Consider the following 22,382-nt stretch of genomic DNA (forward strand, 5'->3'; position numbering starts at 1 on the left):
CCACTCCCTGTGGGTATGGGTCCCGGATCTACGCGCGCTTTGAGCGCGCTTGTCCGGGACGACAGCGGAGTTTGTGGAGGCGGCAACAAAAAAGCCCCGGCTCGCGCCGGGGCTTCGATGTCTGGCGAACCGAAAGGTTCGCTTACTTGCTGTCGCGGTTCTTGAGCGCGGTGCCGAGGATGTCGCCGAGCGTTGCTCCCGAATCGGAGGAGCCGTACTGCGCGATGGCTTCCTTTTCTTCGGCGACTTCGAGCGCCTTGATCGACACCTGGACCTTGCGGGCCTTCTTGTCGAACTGGATCACGCGGGCATCGACCTTCTCACCGACGGCAAAGCGTTCGGCGCGCTGGTCGTTGCGGTCACGGGCGAGTTCGGAGCGCTTGATGAAGGTCGAGAAGTCGGTACCGGTGATCTTCACCTCGATGCCGCTTTCCTTCACTTCGAGCACTTCGCAGGTCACGACCGCGCCCTTCTTGACATCGCCCGGCTCGGCGAAGGGGTCGCCTTCGAGCTGCTTGATGCCGAGCGAGATGCGCTCCTTCTCGACGTCCACATCGAGCACCACGGCCTTCACCATGTCGCCCTTCTTGTAGTTGTCGATCACCTGCTCGCCCGGAAGCTTCCAGTCGAGGTCGGAGAGATGGACCATGCCGTCGACGTCGCCCTCGAGACCCAGGAACAGACCGAACTCGGTCTTGTTCTTGACCTCGCCCTCGACCGTCGAACCGGTCGGGTGACCTTCGACGAAGACCTCCCAGGGGTTGCGCATGGTCTGCTTGAGGCCGAGCGAGATGCGGCGCTTGACGGAATCGACTTCCAGCACCTGCACTTCGACTTCCTGCGAGGTCGAAACGATCTTGCCGGGGTGCATGTTCTTCTTGGTCCACGACATCTCGGAGACGTGGATCAGGCCTTCGATGCCCGGCTCGAGCTCGACGAACGCACCGTAGTCGGTGATGTTGGTGACGCGGCCGGTGAAGCGGGCACCCAGCGGGTACTTGGCTTCGATGCCCTGCCACGGATCGTCCAGCAGCTGCTTCATGCCCAGCGAGATGCGGTGCGTCTCGTGGTTGATCTTGATGATCTTGACCTTCACGGTCTGGCCGATCGAGAGCACCTCGGTCGGGTGGTTGACTCGGCGCCACGCGATGTCGGTGACGTGCAGCAGGCCGTCGATGCCGCCGAGATCAACGAACGCACCGTAATCGGTGATGTTCTTGACCACGCCGTCGATGACCTGACCCTCTTCGAGGTTCTGCACCAGCTCCTGACGCTGCTCGGCGCGGGTCTCTTCGAGAACCGTGCGGCGGGACACGACGATGTTGCCGCGACGGCGATCCATCTTGAGGATCTGGAACGGCTGCGAATTGTTCATCAGCGGCGCAACGTCGCGGATCGGACGGATGTCGACCTGCGAGCGCGGCAGGAAGGCCACGGCACCGTCGAGGTCGACGGTGAAGCCACCCTTGACCTGATTGAAGATGACGCCGTTGACCTTCTCGTTGTTCTGGAACGCCTTCTCGAGCTTGCCCCAGCTCTCTTCGCGGCGCGCCTTGTCGCGCGACAGCACGGCTTCGCCGAGCGCGTTCTCGATGCGATCGAGGAACACTTCAACCTCGTCGCCGACCTTCAGTTCGCTGTCACGGCCGGGGCCGGAAAATTCGCGCAGGGCGACACGGCCCTCGGTCTTCAGGCCGACGTCGATGACGGCCATGTCCTTTTCAATTGCAACAACCTTGCCCTTGACGACGGAGCTCTCCTGCAGGTTGCCACCTGCGAAGGACTCGTCGAGCATCGCGGCGAAATCGTCGCGCGACGGGCTATAGGTATCAGCAGAAGTCGAAGCCATTTGTTCTCCAGTTGCGGATGTCGTGCCGGCCGTTGGGTTCATGGGCGCATCGCACGCGCAGTGTCGGAAGGTCCGCAAGACCTTCGAGCGACCGCTCGCTGCTCCGGCCTGAAAGGCGGAACAGCGGAAGCGGGCCGGCTGAGGCCCGCGCGTTCGATACGTGGAAATCTTGTGTCCGGAGCCTGGATCGCGTCGGCCCCAAACAAAGGACCGAGGTATCGACCTCAAAGAGCGGGAGCGGGCACTTCCTCCAATGACGGCGGCGGCTTAACCCCGCGACCGGCCCGCTCGGACGGCCTCGATAATGTCGATGGCGGCCCGGACGCCGCCTTCTATATCCAGTTGGGAGTTATCTAGCAAGTAAGCATCGGCGGCCGGTTTCAGGGGCGCAATAGGCCGGTTCTTGTCGCGTTCGTCGCGCTGGATGATGTCGGCGAGCACGGCGGCCTCGTCGGCCTCCTCGCCCCTCGCCTTGGCCTCCATGGTCCGGCGGCGCGCTCGGACTTTTGGATCGGCGACGACGAAAATCTTCACGTCCGCATGCGGGCAGATCACGGTTCCAATGTCCCGGCCGTCCAGCACCGCTCCGGGCGGATCGGCGGCGAATTGCCGCTGAAAATTGACCAGGGCCTCGCGAACCCTGGGGATCGCCGAGACGATGGAGGCGCCCTCGCCGGCCTTCTGGGTCTTCAGGGCCGGATTGCCGAACTTTTCGGGATCGAGTTCCAGCGCCGCAGCGACCGCAGCCTCCTCGTCCCGGAGATCGTGACCGGACTGCATCAGGGCATAGGCCACCGCACGGTAGATCACGCCGGTATCGAGGTGACGGTAGCCGTAATGGTGCGCGAGACGCTTGCCGAGCGTCCCTTTGCCCGAGGCCGCGGGTCCGTCGATGGCGATGATCATGAAAACTCGGCCCCTAGCGAACGCATCATCGGAATGAAGTCCGGGAAACTGGTGGCGATGAAAGCGGTGTCGTCCACGGTCACCGGCTGGTCCGAGGCGCAGCCCATCACCAATGCGGACATCGCGATGCGGTGGTCCATGTGGGTCGCGACAGTGCCGCCGCCGGGGACGTGACCGCGACCCTCGACGATCAGATCGTCGCCGGAGACCTCGACCTTCACGCCGTTGACGCGGAGCATGGCAGCGGTGGCCTCGAGGCGATCCGATTCCTTGACGCGCAGCTCCTGCAGGCCGCGCATGATCGTGGTGCCCTCGGCGAAAGAGGCTGCCACCGCGAGCACGAGATATTCATCGATCATCGAGGGCGCGCGCTCCGGCGGCACCACGACGCCGCGCAGCTTCGAGGCCCGCACGCGCAGTTTCGCCATCGGCTCGCCGGCGTCGCCGCGGACTTCGCTCTCCTCGATCGATGCGCCCATTTCGCGCAGCGTGGTGAACAGGCCGGTGCGCAGCGGATTGGTCATGACATCCGACAGGACGACATCGGAGCCCTCGACGATCAGCGCCGCGACCACCGGGAAAGCCGCCGAAGAGGGATCGGCCGGCACCACGACATTGGCACCGTGCAGCTCGGGCTGGCCCTTGAGCGTGATACGGCGGCCGTGCACGCCCTCCTGTGCCGAGGTGATGTCGGCACCAAAATGCTTCAGCATCAATTCGGTGTGGTCGCGGCTGGCCTCGGTCTCGATGACGGTCGTGATGCCAGGCGCGGCAAGGCCCGCCAGCAGCACTGCCGATTTGATCTGGGCCGAGGCGACCGGGGTCTTGTAGGTGATCGGCAGCGGATCGCGGGCACCCTGGAGTGTCAGGGGCAGGCGGCCGCCCTCACTGCCGGAGATGACCTTGGCGCCCATCTTTTCCAGGGGATCGAGGATTCGGCGCATGGGGCGGCTGCGCAACGAGGCGTCCCCGTCGAAAACCGCCGAGATCGGGCAGCCGGCGACGGCGCCCATCACCAGCCGGCAGCCGGTGCCGGAGTTCCCGAAATCCAGCGCTTCCTTGGGCCGGGCGAAGCCCGCGACGCCGACGCCCTGCACTTTCCAGGCAAAATCGCCGGTCCGCTCCACGGTGGCGCCCAGCGCCTGCATCGATTTGGCGGTGTTGAGGACGTCTTCGCCCTCCAGCAGACCTGAAATCCTGGTCTCGCCGACCGCGAGCGCGCCCAGGATGAGGGCACGGTGGGAGATCGACTTGTCCCCGGGCACCCGTACTTTCCCGGTCAGGGGCCCGCTGGCGCGAGCCTGGAGCGGCCTCGTTTGGTCGGAATGGGTCACGATTGTGTCCTTGGATGCGCCCTCGAGGGGGCTGGGCGCAGGTACCACATGGTCAGCGCCTCGTCACGGGCATGTCGTTCTCCCGTAATGCGCTATTGACAGCGGGCCGCCAACTAGCCAAGTGAAACACCGCTTTTCAGACATTCCCAGGATTCCTGCCGTGGCCAAGTCCGAACTCGGAACCAAACGTATTTGCCCAACCACGGGCAAGAAGTTCTATGACCTCAACAAGAATCCGGTGATCTCGCCCTATACCGGTGAAGTCGTGCCGATCGCCCCGGTCGCGCCCGCGCGCATGCCCCGCGGCGCCGAAGCCCGGCACGCAGCGACGGCCGACGCCACGCCGGAGCCGGCAGAGGTCGAGGAGGTCTCGCTCGAGGAGGCCGACGCCGAGGAGAACACCGGCAAGGTCAAGGCCGCCGTGCCCGAATCCGAGGACGATATCGAGGTCGATGAGACCCTCGATGACGACGATGACGATGATTCGACCTTCATTGCCGACGAAGAAGAGGGCGATGAGGACGTGACCGACATCATTGGTGATGTCGGAGGTGATGAAGAGACTTGAGATCAGCCCTGATCTGTGAAAAAGGGTGCACCGCGCGAGTCACCAGGGCTCGCCGGTACGGGTGATCCAACAGGATCCCCACAAGGACTAAGGGGCCATAGCTCAGCTGGGAGAGCGCTTGCATGGCATGCAAGAGGTCGGCGGTTCGATCCCGCCTGGCTCCACCAGCCTTCGCTCGCTTCGCGAGCTTCGGCTGGGCAAGCCTACGGAAGTCCCTCGTAGCGAAGTGAGCGAAGGCTGTCCCGCCATAGCCCGAAGGGCGACGGCGGACTTGGGCCGGCAATCACTCTGTTTGCTCCCTTGCGACTGCAGGCTGAGGTAACACCCTAAACGTGTCTCGAAGCTGCTATCCTACCCTCCGGGGAGGGAGCGCGATGAAATACGTCTATATCCTTGAGAGTCTCGATTCCGAGCACTTCTACGTTGGAATTACCGACGACCTGAGGGCTCGTTTGGCAAAGCACAACGCCGGCGAGGTACCGCACACTTCGAAATATGGGCCATGGCGGATACGGACCTATTTCGCGTTTGACGATGCCGCACGCGCTGTCGCGTTCGAGCGTTACCTGAAATCGGGATCGGGACGCGCTTTTGCCAAGAAGCATTTCTGATCGCGCGCGCTACACCCCCTACTCCCCGATCACCGCGTTCAGCCGATCCCGCAGCGCGACGATCTCGTCCTTCATCGACACCAGTTCCGACACTGAGCAGTCCGAGGCCGCCAGGATCGACTGCGGCACGCTGCGGGCCTTTTCCTTCAGTGCATGCCCCTGCGCCGTCAACGCGATCAGGACCTGACGCTCGTCCTCGCTCGAGCGGGTGCGCCGCACGAGATGGGCGGCCTCGAGCCGCTTGAGCAGCGGCGTCAGCGTGCCCGAATCCAGGAACAGCCGCTCGCCGATGTCCTTGACCGGCACGTCGTCGCGCTCCCACAGCACCAGCATCACCAGATATTGCGGATAGGTCAGGCCGAGCCGGTCCAGCAGCGGCTTGTAGACGCGGTTGAAGGCATGCGCGGCCGAGTAGACCGCGAAGCAGATCTGGTTGTCGAGGCGTTGCGGATCGAGGGTCGATAGCTTCCGGGGCATGGAGAATCTCACGGGATTTCCTCCCATTTTGGGGCCGGCGGGCGGCACATTCAATTGCGAACAATTAAATGTGAGCCTCGCTAATTTCAATTGCGCACAATCTAATTGTTTGCGATACAGAGCGCACCCCAACCGGAAGACCCGAGGAGACGACAATGTCCGTGAACGTCCTCTACAAGACCAGCGCCAAGGCCACCGGCGGCCGTGATGGCCATGCTGCAACCCTCGACGGCGCGCTCGACGTCAAGCTCACCACGCCGAAGGAGCTCGGGGGCGGCGGCGGCGCCGGCAACAATCCCGAGCAGCTGTTCGCGGCCGGCTATGCGGCCTGCTTCATCGGCGCGATGAAGTTCGTCTCGTCGCAGGGTGGGCCGAAGGTTCCGGCCGATGCGTCCGTGACCTCGACCGTCGGCATCGGCCCGCGCTCCGAGGGCGGCTTCGGTCTCGACATCGATCTCGCCGTCTCGCTGCCGGGCCTCGCCCGCGCGGAAGCCGAGGCGCTGGTCGAGAAGGCGCACCAGGTGTGCCCGTACTCCAATGCCACGCGCGGCAATGTCGACGTTCGCCTGACGGTCGTCTGATCGAAAGTGCGGATTGGCTGGCCCGGGATCCCCCTCGGACCGGCCGCTTCCGCTGATCTGCCAATCCTGATTAGCCATGCCGCGGCATGCAGCCGGCAGTGCATACGCCCCTACGCAACAGGCCATTGCTGGCTTGTGCGAACCTCGCTAGGCCTGTGGCCAAATATCGACACAGGGGAAGCGAAGGCATGAGTTCTGAAGCCGCCAGTTCTGAAGCCGCATTGGGCGCAATGAGCGGATTGCGCGTCATCGATCTCACGCGCGTGCTCGGCGGTCCCTACTGCACCCAGATCCTCGCCGACCACGGCGCCGACGTGATCAAGGTCGAGCCGCCCGCGGGCGACGAGGTGCGCGAATGGGGCCCTCCCTTCCACGAGGAGGACGCGGCCTATTTCGTCGGAATCAACCGCAACAAGCGCTCGATCGGCCTCGACCTCGCCTCCGAGGGCGGCCGCATCGTGCTGCTCAAGATGCTGGAGACCGCCGACGTCCTGATCGAGAATTTCAAGCCGGGCACGCTGGAGAAATGGGGCATCGGCAACGACGTGCTCAGCAAGAAATTCCCGCGCCTCGTGCATTGCCGGATCTGCGGCTTCGGCGCCGACGGCCCGCGCGGCGGCAATCCCGGCTATGACGCCATCATCCCGGCTATGACGCCATCATCCAGGCCATGACCGGCATGATCGCCGCGACCGGCTCGCCCGAGAGCGGACCGATGCGGATCGGCGTGCCCTTGGTCGACATCACCACCGGACTTTATGCGGCGATCGGCATCCTGATGGCGCTGTCGGAGCGGCAGCGTTCCGGCAAGGGCCAATTCCTGGAGACGACGCTGTACGAGACCGGCCTTGCCATCATGCATCCGCACACCGCGAATTATTTCATGCATGGCAAGCCGCCGAGCCTCACCGGCAACGAGCATCCCAACCTCGTGCCTTACGCGATCTTCCCGACCAAGACCGACGACATCTTCATCGGTGTCGGCAATGACGGCACCTTCCGCAAGCTCGCCAAGGAGATCGGCAAGCCCGAGCTCGGCACCGATCCGCGCTTTGCCCGCAACAAGGACCGCATCGCCAATCGCGAGGCGCTGCGCGCCGAGCTTGCTGCCGTGTTCAGCCAGCACGAGGCCGAGCCGCTGTGCAATCGCCTGCTCGCCGCGGGCCTGCCCGCCGGGCCCGTGCAGAAGATCGACCAGGCGTTGACCAACCCGCACACGATCGCGCGCGGCGATATTATCGAGAAGGACTGGTACAAGGGCGTCGCCTCGCCGATCCGGCTCGACCGCAGCAAGCCGAGCCTGCGCCGGCTGCCGCCGAAATTCAGCCAGCACTCCCAGGAGGTGCTGGGCGAGTTTGGCTACTCCAAGGCCGAGATCGACGCGATGGTCGAGAAGGGCACCGTCTGCGGCCCCGAGCGCAAGCGGTAGAGGCCACCACCTCCGTCCGACGAATGATGCCGCAGTGCGGCGCGGGCACGATAGTGCACCGCGAACCAATGCGGCTGCCGCTCCGTCTTCGCCTATTTGCCGTCTTCCCTTTTCCAGCGCTTGCCGCTTTCGTTTCGGCCGCTTACACAGTCATGTGAACGTCATATGGCGCTGCTAGCGCAAGCGCTTCTTTTGACGGCCAAGGGAGGTTTACTTGATGGCTCTTCGACACTTTGGGGTGGCTGCCGCATTTGCACTCACGGTTGGCATGACGGCGTCGCCGGCGCTGGCCGTGACGGAAATCCAGTGGTGGCACGCGATGACCGGCGCCAACAACGACGTCATCGTCAAGCTCGCCAACGACTTCAACACGTCGCAGAGCGACTTCAAGGTCGTTCCGACCTACAAGGGCAATTACGCCGACACCATGAACGCGGGCATCGCGGCGTTTCGTGCCGGCAACGCGCCGCACATCATGCAGGTGTTCGAGGTCGGCACCGCCACCATGATGGCTGCGACCGGCGCGGTGAAGCCCGTCTACAAGCTGATGGCCGAGGCCGGCGAGAAGTTCGATCCCAAGATCTACCTGCCCGCCATCACCGGCTACTACTCGACCTCGAAGGGCGAGATGCTGTCGTTCCCCTTCAACTCGTCGTCCACCGTGATGTGGGTCAATCTCGACGAGCTGAAGAAGGCCAATGTCGCGATCCCGAAGACCTGGCCCGAGACGTTCGAGGCCGCCAAGAAGCTGAAGGCTGCCGGTCATGACACCTGCGGCTTCTCCGGCTCCTGGGTCACCTGGGTCAATCTCGAGCAGCTCTCCGCCTGGCACAACGTCCCGCTCGCCAGCAAGGCCAACGGCCTCGACGGCTTCGACACCAAGCTCGAGTTCAACGGGCCGCTCCAGGTCAAGCATCTCGAAAACCTGGTCGAGCTCCAGAAGACCAAGGTCTACGACTATGCCGGCCGTACCAACACCGGCGAAGGCCGCTTCACCTCGGGCGAATGCCCGATCTACCTGACCTCGTCGGCCTTCTTCGGCAACGTCAAGGCCCAGGCCAAGTTCAACTTCACCGCGGTGCCGATGCCGTATTATCCGGAGGCAAAGGGCGCGCCGCAGAACTCGATCATCGGCGGCGCTTCGCTCTGGGTCATGGGCGGCAAGCCGGCCGACGAATACAAGGGCGTCGCAAAATTCCTGACCTTCCTCTCCGACACCGATCGCCAGGTCTACATCCACAAGGCCTCGGGCTATCTGCCGATCACCAAGGCGGCCTATGAGAAAGCCAAGGCCGAGGGCTTCTACAAGGACCAGCCCTATCTCGAGACCCCGCTGCTGGAGCTGACCAACAAGGAGCCGACCGAGAACTCGCGCGGTCTGCGCCTCGGCAACATGGTTCAGCTGCGTGACGTCTGGTCGGAAGAGATCGAGCAGGCGCTGGCCGGCAAGAAGACCGCCAAGCAGGCGCTGGATGCCGCCGTCGAGCGCGGCAACACGATGCTGCGGCAGTTCGAAAAGACCGCCGTCAAGTGAGGCGATGAGCGGCAGGCCGGTCCCCCGGCCTGCCGCTTTCGGCGGACACCATGCAGAAGCAAGCCATTTTCCAATCCAGGCTATTGCCTTACGCGCTGGTTGCCCCGCAGCTCGCGATCGTCCTGCTATTCTTCTACTGGCCGGCCCTGCAGGCGGTGATCCAGTCGTTCCTGCTCCAGGACGCCTTCGGTCTGTCGACGAGCTTCGTCTGGTTCGAGAACTATCTCGACCTGTTCAGGGAGCCCGCCTATTTCGAGGCGATCCTCCGCACCTTCTTCTTCTCTTTCGCCATCGCGGTCTCGTCGTTGTCCTTTGCGCTGCTGCTCGCCGTCATGGCGGACAAGCCCCTGCGCGGCTCGATGCTGTACCGCACCCTCTTGATCTGGCCCTATGCGGTGGCGCCGCCGGTCGTCGGCGTGCTCTGGATCTTCATGCTGCATCCCTCGCTGGGCATCATCGCGCGCTATTTGCGCGCGATCGGGGTCGACTGGAATCCGCTGCTCGACGGTGACCAGGCGGCAACCCTGATCATCCTCGCCGCCGCCTGGAAGCAGATCTCCTATAATTTCCTGTTCTTCCTCGCCGGTCTGCAGAGCATCCCGCGAAGCGTGCTCGAAGCCGCCGCGATCGACGGTGCCCGTCCGATGCGCCGGTTCTGGACCGTGACCTTCCCGCTGCTGTCGCCGACCATCTTCTTCCTGCTGGTCGTCAACATCGTCTACGCCTTCTTCGACACGTTCGGCATCATCGACACCATGACCCGCGGCGGTCCCGGCAAGTCGACCGAGACGCTGGTCTACAAGGTCTATTCCGACGGCCTGCTCGGCGGCAATCTCGGCAGCTCCGCCGCGCAATCGGTGATCCTGATGGTGATGGTCATCGTGCTGACGGGAATCCAGTTCCGCTTCGTCGAACGCAAGGTGACCTACTGATGGTCGAGGAAGAGGGCTTTCGGCGCTACGTCGCGCACATCATTCTCTGGATCGGAATCGCGATCGTCGCCTTCCCGGTCTACATCGCGTTCGTCGCCTCGACCCAGGACAATGCGCTGATCGCGAACGGGCAGATGTCGCTGCTGCCGGGCGGTCATTTCTTCGAGACCTATTATCAAACCATCTTCGTCGGCACGAGCGGCTCGACCCGCGAGCCTGTCGGCAACATGATGCTGAACTCGCTGGTGATGGCGCTGCTGATCGCGGTCGGCAAGATTGCGATCTCGATCATCTCGGCCTATGCGATCGCGTATTTCCGCTTTCCGTTCCGGATGCCGATCTTCTGGATCATCTTCATCACCCTGATGCTGCCGGTCGAGGTCCGCATCTATCCGACCTACAAGATCGTCGCCGATCTGCACATGCTCGACAGCTATGCGGGCCTCGCGCTGCCGCTGATCGCCTCGGCCACCGCAACGCTGCTGTTCCGACAGTTCTTCATGACGGTGCCGGACGAATTGCTCGAGGCCTCGCGCATCGACGGCGCGGGCCCCTTGCGCTTCTTCTGGGACACGCTGCTGCCGCTGTCGCGCACCAACATGGCGGCGCTGTTCGTGATCCTGTTCATCCTCGGCTGGAATCAATATCTCTGGCCGCTGCTCATCACCACCCGCGACGACATGCAGACCATCCAGGTCGGCATCCGCAAGATGATCACCACCACCGACGCGCTGACCGAATGGCCGATCGTGATGGCGACCGCCATGCTGGCCATGCTGCCGCCGGTGTTCGTCGTCGTCGTCATGCAGAAACTGTTCGTGCGCGGCCTCGTCGAGACGGAAAAGTAAGAAGTGAGTTTTCATGGCTAACGTCACCCTGCGCAACGTCCGCAAGACCTATCTCGGCGGCTTCGAGGCCATCAAGGGCGTCAACGTCGATGTCGGCGACGGACAGTTCTGCGTGCTGGTCGGCCCCTCCGGCTGCGGCAAGTCGACATTGCTGCGCATGGTCGCGGGCCTCGAGACCGTCACCGGCGGCGAGATCGATATCGGCGGACGTGTGGTCAACCAGGTCGAGCCCGCCGATCGCGACATCGCGATGGTGTTCCAGAACTACGCGCTCTATCCGCATATGAGCGTCTACAACAACATGGCCTACGGCCTGCGCAACCGTGGCATGAAGGAAGCCGAGATCAAGTCCCGCGTCGACGAAGCCGCACGCGTGCTCGAGCTCACGCCGATGCTGGAGCGCAAGCCGCGTCAGCTCTCCGGCGGCCAGCGTCAGCGCGTCGCCATGGGCCGCGCCATCGTGCGCCAGCCGAAGGTGTTTCTGTTCGACGAGCCGCTGTCGAACCTCGATGCGAAACTCCGCATCGCGATGCGCGTCGAGATCCGCAAATTGCAGCGCCGGCTCAACACGACGTCGATCTACGTCACCCACGACCAGCTCGAAGCCATGACGCTCGCCGACGTCCTTGTGGTGATGAACGGCGGCCAGGTCGAGCAGGTCGGAAATCCGCTTGCGATCTACGAGAAGCCGGCAACCACCTTCGTCGCCTCCTTCATCGGCGCGCCGCCGATGAATTTGATGTCGACGCGCCCGGAGGAGATCAGGTCGCAGCTTGCGGGCAGCGCGGCGGCCGACGCCGGCATTCTCGGCATCCGCCCGGAAGACTTCGTCATCACCGACCAGACCCCGGGCGGCGGTGTCGCTTTGCCGCTGACGGTGGAGGCGATCGAGCGCGTCGGCGCCGAAACCTTCGTCTACGGCTCGCGCGAGCAGGAAGAGCAGCGTGTCGCCGCCACGCCGGGCGAGTTGCCGCCCGGCGAGATCATCGTCCGCATTCCCGGAACCGAGGCTCCCGCCATCGGCGCGAAAATCCGCGTCGCGGCGCTGCGGGCGAAGCTGCATTTGTTCAGCGGCGACGGGCGGACGCGGCTGGAGGCCTGATCGGTTCCGAAAGGCCGGACAACACAAAACGCGAAAACAACCCCATGCACAGTACAAGGGGGTCTGTTTTTGTTGAGATAAATGGCCCGCCTGATGTCGTCATGCGCGGGCCTGTCCCGGGCATGACGACAGGAAATGGCCAATCCACAGCTTCCCGGCTACCTGCTTGAACCAACACGGGAACATGCCCATATTGCTGATCAAGGGGCGCCTCTCAGGGCCCTGATGCACCAAAGTCGCTTCTGCGAGGACTTTGTAAACTATGTCTCGTGTTCCCACGTTATCCAGTCCGTTCCTGCTGGGCTTCGACGAGATTGAGCGCGTGCTCGATCGCGTCGTCAAAGGCGCCGACGGCTATCCTCCCTACAATATCGAGAGGTGTGGCGGCGCGGACGGCCAGCCCGAGCGCTTACGTATCACGCTGGCGGTCGCCGGATTTACGCGCGACCAACTCGATGTAACCATTGAGGAAAACCAGCTCGTGATCCGCGGGCGGCAGCAGGACGACAAGACCCGGCAATACATCCATCGCGGCATCGCCGCGCGCCACTTCCAGCGCACCTTCGTGCTGGCGGAGGGGATGCTGGTGCTGGGTGCGGATCTGAAGAACGGGTTGTTGTCGATCGATCTGGCCCGGCCTGAACCGGAGAGGATCGTTAAGACAATCGCTATCAATGAGCACGAATAATGGAACGAGTAGCGGACTCGACCGCTTAGTGTTCCAGAGGAGTCGAGACCATGAGTGAAGGTCACGTTGCGTTCGAATACGAAGCCAAGAATGTCTCGCCCGAGACGCTGGCAACCCTTGGCGAAGGCCATATCGCCTATGTGAAGCAGATCCGCTCCGAGGATGTGCCGGGCCTGTTTCCCGAGGCGCCGAAAATCGCGCCGGGCCTCAAGCTCTTTGCGCTCCACGCCGCCGACGGCACGCCGATCATGCTGACCGACAGCCGGGAAGCTGCGATCGCCAATGCCTGGAGCAACGAGCTGCAAGCCGTCAGCGTGCACTGAGCGCACGTCGCACGAATAGAGTTTCCAGCGGGCATGCCTTCTTGCGAAGGCGTGCCCGTTTTCATTTTGACACGATGACGCTCCCACATTGTCATTGCGAGGAGCCCGCGACAAATTGCAAAGCAATTTTGCGCTGGTGCGACGAAGCAATGAGGGTGAGGCCGCAGCGGGCTCAACTCTCGAATCCCGAACACGCGCTTCAACGCACCGCCGGGATCAGCGCCGGCAGGACGTCCGGCTTCCAGGTTTGACGCGCGCTGTCGAAGGCCGCGAAATCATGGTCGAACTGCCAATAGGCCCATGCCCAACCAAGCCGATCCGCACTTCGCGCCACGAACGACAGATATCGCGTCCGGGCATCCGTCGGAGCGCGCTCGTACACGCCGAACTCGCCGAGATAGATCGGGCGCTTTTCTTTTTCGGACCAGCTACGAATCTTTTCGAAGTCGGCGAGGGCCTTCCGTTCATCCTCCGGGGTGCCCCAATCGAGCGGCCCGAGCCGCGAAAACGTTGGGGACCACGGTGCACCCTGATGCGTGAAGCGTATCGGCGCGTAATAGTGAAACGTGACGATGAGGTTTCTGTCACCTGATGGCAGGGCCAGCTCCTCGACCGGCATGTCATCGACGTTGAGAACGGCAGCAATGACCGTCCGCCCTGGGTTGCTGGTGCGGATGATGCCGAGACACTCGTTCAGAAGGGCGTTCCAACTGGGCGACGTCATCTGCCCGCCGGGCTCATTGAGGACCTCGAAGACAAGCTTCGGATATTTTCCGGCATAGCGCTCGGCGATTTGCGTCCAGAATGCCTTCAGCTTCTCGGCGCATGCGGACACGTCGCGCTGGCAGGTATCCGTATCGTGCTCGTCGAGAATGGGGATGAGCTTCCGGGCGAGCACCTCCTCGATCACGGCATCAAGCCGCCTCAAGACGATTTCATCCAGCAGATTCCCTTCGCCCATGAACTTGAAGCCGAAGAAATTGATCCGAACGTGCGAGAACCCGGCCTTTCGGATGGCCGTGAGGTTGTCCAGACGAAATGGCGCGTTCCGGCCTCCCTCCCAGATGCCGTCGTAGCCGAGGATGTTGATGCCGCGCCCCAACTCTCCTGGGGCGCGCGCGATGCCCTGTTTGGCTGCGTCAGCCCGAGAGCAGATCGCGAGCATGGCTATCGCCAAGGTGAGGCCGAAGGTCACCGACCAGCGGGCGCAGATGGCATTCATGCTGCTTTCTCCATCATGGCAGCAGGGATTGCTGCGGCACCGGCCTGCACACCGCGAAGAAGAACGCGACGAGAAGCACCGACGTGAACATCGTCGAGCGGAGGAACATCGTCTCCGTGAAGTTCGATTGAAAGCTCAGGACGACAAATCCGATGATGAGAGCGCAATGGGAGCGATCGATCGACCGGGTGGCGATCAAGTACAGGACCTTTTCCGAAAACAGATAGACGCTCGCGACGAACAGCAAATATCCCAGAAACCCCGTTTCGATCAGCACCGCGATGTAACCGCTATGATAATTGTCGAGCACCCAGCCATGGTTCTGGTTGAAATAGTCGTTAATCGAAGGGCGCGTCCAGAATCCGTTGATGCCAAAGCCCAGCAGGGGCGCGTCGTTGAAATGGCTGATGGCGTACTGCCAAATGAAGGTCCGCTCGGTCAAGTCGATGGTCGATTCACCGCCGAGATGAAAGGAATCGTACCCCGTCAGATAGAAATACAGGAACAGCAGGGCGGCCAGGATGCACATGATGAATGGCAGCACCGCATAGATTCTCATGCAGCGGATCGACCACATCGAGGTCACCAGCAGTCCACAAGCGGCGACGGCGACGGCGCCGGCACCACGGGATTCCGAGGCGATGACGCACGTCGATGCCAGGAGAAACGTCGCGAGAAAAGCGATCCATCCCTGCCCGGTCATCTTCTGATAGCAGGCAAAGAACATCAGATATGCGCTGATGAAACCGAGCGTCTGCTTCGATTCGTAGATTCCTTGCCACTGGCCGTTGTGCATCCAGCTCTGGTCGACGCCGATCTCGGGCACGAAGATGGCACACAAGGCCGAGGCGGCGACCAGAATGAAGAACCCGAGTGCCGTCGATCCGACGATCTCGTCCACGTCGATACGGATAATGAGGCAGTACGCGCCGAAAGTCGTTATCACGAGAGCCGCACTCTTCATGATCGCTGCAGCGGCGAGGCTGGTCCAGAGAACCGACATGGCGGCAAGGGCGTAGAATGCCACCAGCGCGATGAGGTCAGGATTGGGCTGCACGCGCAGGCAAGGACGCACGAAGGCACTGGCGTAGATCAGGATGACCCACATCAGGAGCGCGACAGCCTGTTGCAGATAGCTCCACTCTGCAGGCAGCAGCGCAGGGTGGAAGACGCCCATCGAGGCGACCACGTTGACGGTGATCGAGCCGCGGATCACGGTTCTGGCAAGCTTCTCGACGCCAGGGCTGGGCGCCTTCCAGATTGCGCTTTCGTGTCCCTCGGAATCTGACGCGGTGCGCAGGCTGGTCATGAGCTGACCACCCCGGCCTGCCCGGCGCAGGCTTCACCACCCATATCGCACGACGCCCTTTCCGGCATAGCTGCGCGTGACGCTCGAGAACTCGCCCTCGAATGTCGCTGCCGCGGACCAGCCGTTCAGCCAAGTCTTCTCCGCCGACGCGGTGACGAGCGCGGCATCGGCGGCTTGCGCTGCGCCGTTGACCACGAAGCTCGAACCGGGCAGCGCCTGGAAGGTCGCGCCGATCGAACGGTCGGGATTGAAATTGTGTGCCCAGGCGAGGCGAACGCGCAGCGTGGCGATGCCGTCGGCCATGGCGAAGGACTTGTCGCTGCGCAGGCCGAATTCGCTGCGGCCGGCGGTGGCGGCGTCCGAAGCGTAGCTGAGAGCGAACGTGTCATTGCCGGTGACCGCCCGCTCGGTATAGGCCGGCAGGTCGAACCTCGTGAACTGGGCCGCCGCATAGGGCGAGATGCCGACACCGCCGATCCACGGCGCCACGAAGCGATAGCCGCCTTCGATCCGAGCGGAATAGGCGTTGGCCTTGAAACGGGCCTGGAGATGATCCGCACCGGCGATGGTGACGGTGCGATCGGTGGTGACGTCCTGCCAGCCATAGGCCAGAGCGCCCGTGACATAGGCGGCGCCGGCATTGTGCCGCACGAAGGCGCCGGCCTGGAACAGGTCGGAGCGGCCGGTGCCGCCATTCGTCACCGAGAAGCTGGTGCCGCCGCCGGCGAGCGCAAAGCCGGCCACGGTATTTGGCGAGAGCCAATAATCCGCACCGGCGACCGCGCCGGCGATCCGGCTGGTGGCGGTGCCGGAGCCGAGCGCCGCGTTCCCGTCGGTGGTCTGCGAGCCACCGAAGCCCGCAGCCCACACGCTCCAGCGGGACTCGAAGGTCTGCGCAGGCGGCGCTTTGCGAGAGATCGCGGCGTAGGCGTCACGCGGGTCGCGGTTAAGCTTGCGGCCGCCGGCATAAGCCAGCACGTCACCATCGTCGGCTGCGTATCCCGTCGCGCCGGCCGCCGGCGGAGGATTGCTGCGCCCGGCCAGGAAGGGATCGGTCAGCGTGCCCATGAACTGGTTCATGGCGTTGAAGGTCGTCTGCTGCGCGCCGGTCGCAGTCTCGCCCGAGGCTTGCGTCAGGGCGCCCATCAAGGGCGTGCCGGCCAACGCAAACAGCGGATTGAAGCCCGCCGGCAGCGCCGCCCCTGATATCAGCGGAGCGTCGATGCCGGCAGCGACGTTCCGTACATTGACGCTGGCGTTGGCCGGGAGCGTATACGACAGCAGGCCGGGATCGAGCGTCAGGAGCACATCGTTGCCGGCGTAGCTCAGCCGCGCGTTGCGCGCGAAGCTGTTCGCGATCAGGAAATCCACACCCGTGAAACTGCCGTTCAGATTGCCGGCGCTCGCAATCGTGTAGCTCGTCGTCGCCGTAAGGCGCGCGGTGGGATCCACGACCACCTTGCCGCCGAGGCTCGCCGTGCCCGTGACGTCGAGCCGGTCGGCAACGTGACCGGCAACGTCCACATCCACGACGAACGTACCGTTCGCGCCCTGGGCGAAATCGCCGGTCAGCATCGTGGTGCCGACCGTGCCGACGCCAAGCGGCGCCAGCGTGCCGGCGTTGCTCAGCAGATTACCGGAGCCGAGGTCGACGGTCGCACCGCTGACAAACACGCTGCCGGCGAGATTGTTGAAGGCGTTGCTGCCGCCGCCGAGCGCGACATTGCCGCTGACGATGCCGGAATTGTTCACCGTGTCGTTGCCGCTGCTGGCCAGCACGGCGTTGAGGCTGCCCGCGACCCTCGCCGTCGCGCCAATGGTCACGACATTGGTGGCGCCGCCGTCCAGCCGAATGCCCGCGAGCGCGCCGGACAAGACGCCTCCGCTGACCGTGACCTGGAGATTACCGCCCCCGCTCGCGTTGATGGCGTTGCCTGAGGCCGACGAGACAGTGCCGATGCTGGTCACCGTGACATCGCCGGGTGCAGAGGCGTGAATGCCATCGGCAAATGCGCTGACAGTCCCGCGGCTGATGAGGGAGGCGAAGCCGCCGTGCGATTGAACGCGAATTCCTTCGCCTGCGGTCGAGACAATGTCGCCGGTGCTGTCCACCGTCGCGAAGTATCCGGGCACGTTCGACATGAGCGCGAAGATGCCATAGTCGGTCGCGCTGATGTTTCCCCGGCTGGTGACCCCGACTGCAGCTTGCCCGACGATGTACATGCCGGAGCCGTGGCTCGCGGCGATGTTGCCGACGCTGTTTACCCCGACACCCATTCCGGTCGCGGCGATGCCCGTATCGCGGCCAGTGAGGTCGCCGCGGCTGGTGATGCTGATGCTGTCCCCCGCCGCTATGAACAGTGCGTTGCGTCCAGCCGAGATGTTGCCGTTATTCACGACCGTCGCGGAGGCGCTCGAGTTGTCGATGTAGATTCCGTCGAGTGTCACGGCCATGTCGCCGCGTTGCGAGACAGCGATGTCGCCGAAGACGGAATATGCAGCGATCCCAACGGCACCTGTGATGTTTCCCGTGCTGCTGACGGTAACCCCGAAGTCGGCGGCGGCCAGAATTCCGCTGGCAGCGGCGTTGATGTTTCCGAGTGTCGTGACACTTACCGTGGCAGCGCGTGTTTCGGCGAACACCCCGTAGGTCGTCCTGGACGTGATGTCACCCGTGTGCGCGACAACGATGTTGCCGTTGCTTCCTCCAGGCCCTTGGTATCGCGCGTGAATGCCGTCGCTATACGCGTCGATCGTGCCGCTACTGGTGATCCTTATGTCGGTGGTACCGAAGAAACCGCCGGTCGTGGTGACGTAGATGCCGGCGCCGCCGGCCGAGCTGATGTTGCCTGCGTGATTGATCGTCACGTCGCCGTCGGTCGAGGCGGAGACTGCGTCGGTGATGCCTGTCGTCTTGATCGTCCGCTGCGAGAGGTCAGTGTTGATCGTAATGCTGCCACCGCCGCGACTGTAGGAAATGGCGGCGACGCCTGAAGCCGGCGCGATGTCGGTCGTCAGCGCATTGACGTTGAGCGTGCCGACCGCGGCCTGATCGAAATCGGCGGCACCGATTCCAGCCGATTGATCGCCGCTGCAGGTGGCCGCGCCTCCGACCGTCGTGCAGCTGGCAGGCCCGGCCAACGCCGATCCCGGTTGGGCCAGCCAGGATGCACAGCTTGCCACAGTGGCGAGCAGCGCCAGGCGCAAGCCGCTGCTCGCATCGGGCCGTTCTCCCGCCGCCGCGCCACGACGCAACGGCGCGCTTCCATTCCGTATCACGTCTGCTCAGTCCCATTGGTCTCGAGCGACTCTTAGCGGACCTTGACGCCGCCCGATGTGCCGTGCGTCTCAAACGGGAAGATTTTGATACCGTCTACCTTGGCTATCCAACGGTGCGCATGCCACGACGCTGCCAACGCCGTGCGATCTGGAAGGCCACACAGAGCAGGGGAAAGCGACGTCAGGCCGCCGTTGCCGGCGGCAGCGCCAGCACGGAATAGATCGCCTGGGCATCGCGCGAAGCGCGCAGCTTCTTGGCGATGTCCTGGTCGCGCAGCAGGCGGGCGATGCGGGCGAGCGCCTTGAGATGATCGGCGCCGGCGCCTTCGGGGGCGAGCAGCAGGAAGACGAGATCGACCGGCTGGCCGTCCATCGCCTCGAAATCGATCGGGCGGTCGAGGCGTGCGAACAGGCCAAAAATCTTTTCGAGCTTGGGCAGCTTGCCGTGCGGAATGGCAACGCCATAGCCGACCGCGGTGGTGCCGAGCTTCTCCCGCTGCAGCAGCACCTCGAACACGGAGCGTTCGTTCTGCCCGGTCAGCTCGGCGGCCCTGGCCGCGAGCTCCTGCAGGGCCTGCTTCTTGCTGTTGACCTTCAATGCCGGGAGAATCGCCTCGGGTGCGACCAGATCGGTAATCGGCATGGAGGGTTTCCGAGGTGAATTAAACCGTCAGGTTCCGAATTGGCCGGCTTGGAGAGAAACCACGCCGGGCCGGCGTCAAGAAGGTCAAGCAGGAGGAGGACTTAGCCCAAATCCCGTTAAGTCCTGATGTGGGGCGCTTCTACTCCAACGCAATCCCGGTGCCAACTCCCGCGTGCGGCTTTGCCCCGGTCATTGTTAAGGCCTGCGGATAATACGGGGCCGGGTTTCTTGCCTATCCCCCGGCCCTGCTGTTCCCCTTGCCATCCGCGCCGGCATCCGTTTTGGCTCCGGGCGGGTCGATCCAGCCCACATTGCCGTCGGCCCGGCGGTAAATGATGTTCACCCGGCCGCTGGAGCCATGCTGAAAGACCAGGCAGGGAGCCCCGCTCAGGTCGAGTTCCATGACGGCCTCACTGACCGACAGCGGCTTCAGCGAGGTGGTGGCCTCGGCGATGATGACGGGGCTGTAGCCGGTGACCTCGTCCTCGCCCTCCGGGGCCTCGAGCACGTAGCTGGTGGCATCGAGCGCAGCCATCGCTTCGGAGGCGACATGGGCCTTGCGGGCGGAGCGGTCCTTGAGCCGGTTCTTGTAGCGGCGCAGCCGCTTCTCGATCATCAGCAGCGCCTGATCGGCGCTGGCATAGGCATCCGGCGCGTTCGAATCGGCCTCCAGCGTGATTCCGGAATCCAGGTGCAGGGCGCAATCGGTGCGGAAGCCGAAGCCGTCCTTGCTGAGCGTGATGTGGCCGGAATAATTGCCGTCGAAATATTTGCGCAGCACCTCGTCGGTGCGGTCGGAAACGCGGCCGCGCAGGGCCTCGCCGACGCTGATGCTCTTTCCCGAGATTCTGAGAGTCATGTGATGCCTCGCTTGGTTCACGTGCTCGCGGTGCGATGCCACGTCATCGCACCTCTGGAATATTGCCTGCGCATGATCTCGCCGCAAACGCCTTTGGCGCTTGTCGGGAAGCAAAACCGCTGGACACTTTTCCGGATCATGCGCGTGCTTGGATCCGTCTCGACGGGAGGTCGAGAGTAGCGCGATTTCGCGCCAGCGCAATCAGGCCGGTTCGGTGTTGCGGGAACGATCGGACAAGGCGGTAGAGAGGACGTTACCAAGAGCGCTCTGCTTGTCGCGGCGACGTTGCACCGAGGAAGGAATGCGCATGGCTTCGCGGTACTTCGCGACCGTGCGGCGGGCAATATCAATGCCCGAGGCGCGCAAGCGTTCCACGATGGTGTCGTCCGACAGGATCGCCGCGGGCTCCTCCGAATCGATCAGCTGCTTGATGTGGTGGCGCACGGCTTCGGCGGAGTGCGCCTCGCCGCCGTCGGCCGAGGCGATCGAGGCGGTGAAGAAATATTTCAGCTCAAATGTGCCGCGATTTGTCGCCATGTACTTGTTGGCGGTGACGCGCGACACCGTGGATTCATGCATCTGGATGGCGTCGGCGACGGCCTTTAGATTCAGCGGCCGCAAATGCGCGACGCCATGGGTGAAGAAGCCGTCCTGCTGGCGCACGATCTCGGTTGCAACTTTCAGGATGGTGCGGGCGCGCTGGTCGAGCGCGCGCACCAGCCAGGTCGCGTTCTGGAGCGCGTCGGTGAAATAGGACTTGTCGCCGTCCTTGCCGATCTTCTTCGACAGCTCGGAATAGTAGGTCTGGTTGACCAGCACGCGCGGCAAGGTGTCGCTGTTGAGCTCGACATGCCAGCCGCCGTCGGGACCCGGGCGGACATAGACGTCGGGCACCATGGTCTGCAGACGCGCCGAGCCGAACTTCATGCCGGGCTTGGGATTGAGGCGGCGGATCTCGCCGATCATGTCGGCGATGTCCTCGTCGTCGACGCCGCAGATCTTGCGCAGGGCCACGATGTCGCGCTTGGCCAGGAGATCGAGATGCTCGACCAGGGCCTGCATCGCGGGGTCGTAGCGGTCGAGTTCGCGGAGCTGGATCGCCAGGCATTCGCTCAAATTGCGCGCACAGACCCCGGGCGGATCGAATTTTTGCAGCACGGCAAGAACGCCCTCGACGTCGGCTTGCGTCGCGCCAAGGCGCTCGGCGGCCTGGCCGAGATCGCCCGGCAGATAGCCGGCCTCGTCGACGAGGTCGATCAAATACTGGCCGATCATGCGCTGGGCAGGTGCGGTGAAGGCCACCGAGAGCTGCTCGGCCAGATGGTCGCCGAGTGTGGTTTCCGCGGCGACGAAGGCTTCGAGATTGTAGTCCTCGTCGCCGGAGGCACCGCCGCCCCATTCCGTATAGGTGGTCGGCGCTGCATCCTGGGCGTTGCGCGCTGCGGCCTCGGCCGGCTCCTCGGAGAAGACGTTGTCCAGGCCCGTATCCAGGGTCTGCTCGATCTCGGCGCGGGTGCCGAGATCCTTGCTCATCCATTCTTCCTGGCCGGGCTCGAAGGCCTCGCCGCTGCCGCCAAAGCCATCGTCGCCCTGACCGTCACCCTGGCCGCCGGACTCCTCGCCATCGCTGTACTGGCCGGCCTCGGCCGGGGCCTCGCCCGCGGGGGCCTCGTCATTGGCCCGTTCCAGCAGGGGGTTACGCTCGAGCTCCTCTTCCACGAAGGTCGTGAGATCGAGATTGGACAATTGCAGCAGCTTGATCGCCTGCATCAACTGCGGCGTCATGACCAGCGACTGCGATTGCCGGAACTCTAATCTCTGCGTGAGCGCCATGAAGCAAGAACCGTTCCCAAAAATTGGTCCGATTTTTGCTTATCCTAGTCCGGGC

19 protein-coding genes, 1 tRNA gene and 1 pseudogene are annotated in these 22,382 nt (G+C 63.7%); 11 read left to right on the plus strand and 10 right to left on the minus strand.

Going from position 1 to position 22,382, the window contains the following annotated elements:
* Nucleotides 1-142 precede the first annotated feature (142 nt).
* The 3 genes from rpsA to aroA form a co-directional block, all read right to left on the minus strand.
* Nucleotides 143-1,849 carry a 30S ribosomal protein S1 gene (gene rpsA, locus CIT37_RS00460; protein ID WP_028139473.1) on the minus strand — a complete coding sequence of 569 codons (1,707 nt, stop codon included), beginning with the start codon at nucleotides 1,847-1,849 and terminating at the stop codon, nucleotides 143-145.
* A gap of 267 nt (nucleotides 1,850-2,116) precedes the next feature.
* Nucleotides 2,117-2,755, minus strand: a complete 639-nt coding sequence (gene cmk, locus CIT37_RS00465) for a (d)CMP kinase (protein WP_028139472.1) — start codon at nucleotides 2,753-2,755, stop codon at nucleotides 2,117-2,119.
* A complete protein-coding gene (gene aroA, locus CIT37_RS00470) occupies nucleotides 2,752-4,089 on the minus strand; it encodes a 3-phosphoshikimate 1-carboxyvinyltransferase (RefSeq protein ID WP_095424882.1) in 1,338 nt (445 codons plus the stop codon). Before aroA ends, cmk begins: the two co-directional genes overlap by 4 nt.
* A gap of 160 nt (nucleotides 4,090-4,249) precedes the next feature.
* On the opposite strand from aroA, the gene CIT37_RS00475 reads away from it, so the two are divergent.
* The 3 genes from CIT37_RS00475 (at nucleotide 4,250) to CIT37_RS00485 (ending at nucleotide 5,268) form a co-directional block, all read left to right on the plus strand.
* On the plus strand, nucleotides 4,250-4,657 hold the full coding sequence (locus CIT37_RS00475) for a TIGR02300 family protein (RefSeq protein WP_018323433.1): 408 nt from the start codon (nucleotides 4,250-4,252) through the stop codon (nucleotides 4,655-4,657).
* 91 nt (nucleotides 4,658-4,748) lie between these two features.
* Nucleotides 4,749-4,824 (plus strand) — tRNA-Ala (locus CIT37_RS00480).
* A gap of 207 nt (nucleotides 4,825-5,031) precedes the next feature.
* Nucleotides 5,032-5,268 carry a GIY-YIG nuclease family protein gene (locus CIT37_RS00485; protein WP_018645072.1) on the plus strand — a complete coding sequence of 79 codons (237 nt, stop codon included), beginning with the start codon at nucleotides 5,032-5,034 and terminating at the stop codon, nucleotides 5,266-5,268.
* A gap of 18 nt (nucleotides 5,269-5,286) precedes the next feature.
* Here CIT37_RS00485 and CIT37_RS00490 read toward each other — a convergent pair whose 3' ends face one another.
* Complete coding sequence (locus CIT37_RS00490) at nucleotides 5,287-5,745, minus strand: MarR family winged helix-turn-helix transcriptional regulator (protein WP_028139469.1); 459 nt, start codon at nucleotides 5,743-5,745, stop codon at nucleotides 5,287-5,289.
* Between the two features lie 155 nt (nucleotides 5,746-5,900).
* Between CIT37_RS00490 and CIT37_RS00495 the strand changes: the two genes are divergently transcribed.
* The 8 genes and pseudogenes from CIT37_RS00495 (at nucleotide 5,901) to CIT37_RS00530 (ending at nucleotide 13,182) form a co-directional block, all read left to right on the plus strand.
* Nucleotides 5,901-6,326 carry an organic hydroperoxide resistance protein gene (locus tag CIT37_RS00495; protein WP_018323436.1) on the plus strand — a complete coding sequence of 142 codons (426 nt, stop codon included), beginning with the start codon at nucleotides 5,901-5,903 and terminating at the stop codon, nucleotides 6,324-6,326.
* 230 nt (nucleotides 6,327-6,556) lie between these two features.
* A pseudogene (locus tag CIT37_RS00500) lies at nucleotides 6,557-7,755 on the plus strand (CaiB/BaiF CoA transferase family protein).
* Nucleotides 7,756-7,972: 217 nt separating this feature from the next.
* Nucleotides 7,973-9,289: a sn-glycerol-3-phosphate ABC transporter substrate-binding protein UgpB gene (gene ugpB, locus CIT37_RS00505; RefSeq protein WP_028139467.1), complete on the plus strand. Its 1,317-nt coding sequence runs from the start codon at nucleotides 7,973-7,975 to the stop codon at nucleotides 9,287-9,289.
* Nucleotides 9,290-9,339: 50 nt separating this feature from the next.
* Complete coding sequence (gene ugpA / locus CIT37_RS00510) at nucleotides 9,340-10,221, plus strand: sn-glycerol-3-phosphate ABC transporter permease UgpA (RefSeq protein WP_028139466.1); 882 nt, start codon at nucleotides 9,340-9,342, stop codon at nucleotides 10,219-10,221.
* Complete coding sequence (gene ugpE / locus CIT37_RS00515; RefSeq protein ID WP_095424880.1) at nucleotides 10,221-11,069, plus strand: sn-glycerol-3-phosphate ABC transporter permease UgpE; 849 nt, start codon at nucleotides 10,221-10,223, stop codon at nucleotides 11,067-11,069. Before ugpA ends, ugpE begins: the two co-directional genes overlap by 1 nt.
* Nucleotides 11,070-11,082: 13 nt before the next feature.
* Nucleotides 11,083-12,171: a sn-glycerol-3-phosphate import ATP-binding protein UgpC gene (locus CIT37_RS00520; protein WP_028139464.1), complete on the plus strand. Its 1,089-nt coding sequence runs from the start codon at nucleotides 11,083-11,085 to the stop codon at nucleotides 12,169-12,171.
* A 262-nt stretch (nucleotides 12,172-12,433) separates the two neighbouring features.
* Entirely contained in the window at nucleotides 12,434-12,859 is a 426-nt protein-coding gene (locus CIT37_RS00525) for an Hsp20 family protein (protein ID WP_028139463.1), read from the plus strand.
* A 50-nt stretch (nucleotides 12,860-12,909) separates the two neighbouring features.
* Nucleotides 12,910-13,182 (plus strand): BQ00720 family protein, encoded by a 273-nt coding sequence (locus CIT37_RS00530; protein WP_007598581.1) that lies wholly within the window; start codon nucleotides 12,910-12,912, stop codon nucleotides 13,180-13,182.
* A gap of 199 nt (nucleotides 13,183-13,381) precedes the next feature.
* Here CIT37_RS00530 and CIT37_RS00535 read toward each other — a convergent pair whose 3' ends face one another.
* The 6 genes from CIT37_RS00535 to rpoN all read right to left on the minus strand — a co-directional run bounded on the left by CIT37_RS00535 (nucleotide 13,382) and on the right by rpoN (nucleotide 22,327).
* On the minus strand, nucleotides 13,382-14,404 hold the full coding sequence (locus tag CIT37_RS00535; protein WP_095424879.1) for a glycoside hydrolase family 5 protein: 1,023 nt from the start codon (nucleotides 14,402-14,404) through the stop codon (nucleotides 13,382-13,384).
* 13 nt (nucleotides 14,405-14,417) lie between these two features.
* Nucleotides 14,418-15,713, minus strand: a complete 1,296-nt coding sequence (locus CIT37_RS00540; protein ID WP_095424878.1) for an O-antigen ligase family protein — start codon at nucleotides 15,711-15,713, stop codon at nucleotides 14,418-14,420.
* 33 nt (nucleotides 15,714-15,746) lie between these two features.
* Nucleotides 15,747-18,992 (minus strand): autotransporter outer membrane beta-barrel domain-containing protein, encoded by a 3,246-nt coding sequence (locus CIT37_RS00545; RefSeq protein WP_210210278.1) that lies wholly within the window; start codon nucleotides 18,990-18,992, stop codon nucleotides 15,747-15,749.
* 181 nt (nucleotides 18,993-19,173) lie between these two features.
* Complete coding sequence (ptsN, locus tag CIT37_RS00550; protein ID WP_014438750.1) at nucleotides 19,174-19,635, minus strand: PTS IIA-like nitrogen regulatory protein PtsN; 462 nt, start codon at nucleotides 19,633-19,635, stop codon at nucleotides 19,174-19,176.
* Between the two features lie 232 nt (nucleotides 19,636-19,867).
* Nucleotides 19,868-20,494, minus strand: coding sequence for a ribosome hibernation-promoting factor, HPF/YfiA family (gene hpf, locus CIT37_RS00555; protein WP_028139460.1), 627 nt, complete (start codon nucleotides 20,492-20,494; stop codon nucleotides 19,868-19,870).
* Nucleotides 20,495-20,695: 201 nt separating this feature from the next.
* The gene (gene rpoN / locus CIT37_RS00560; protein WP_038950982.1) at nucleotides 20,696-22,327 is read right to left on the minus strand and encodes an RNA polymerase factor sigma-54; all 1,632 of its coding nucleotides are present in this window, start codon (nucleotides 22,325-22,327) and stop codon (nucleotides 20,696-20,698) included.
* Between the last annotated feature and the right edge of the window lie 55 nt (nucleotides 22,328-22,382).

The organism is Bradyrhizobium ottawaense, from assembly GCF_002278135.3.
Taxonomy (GTDB): Bacteria; Pseudomonadota; Alphaproteobacteria; order Rhizobiales; family Xanthobacteraceae; genus Bradyrhizobium; species Bradyrhizobium ottawaense.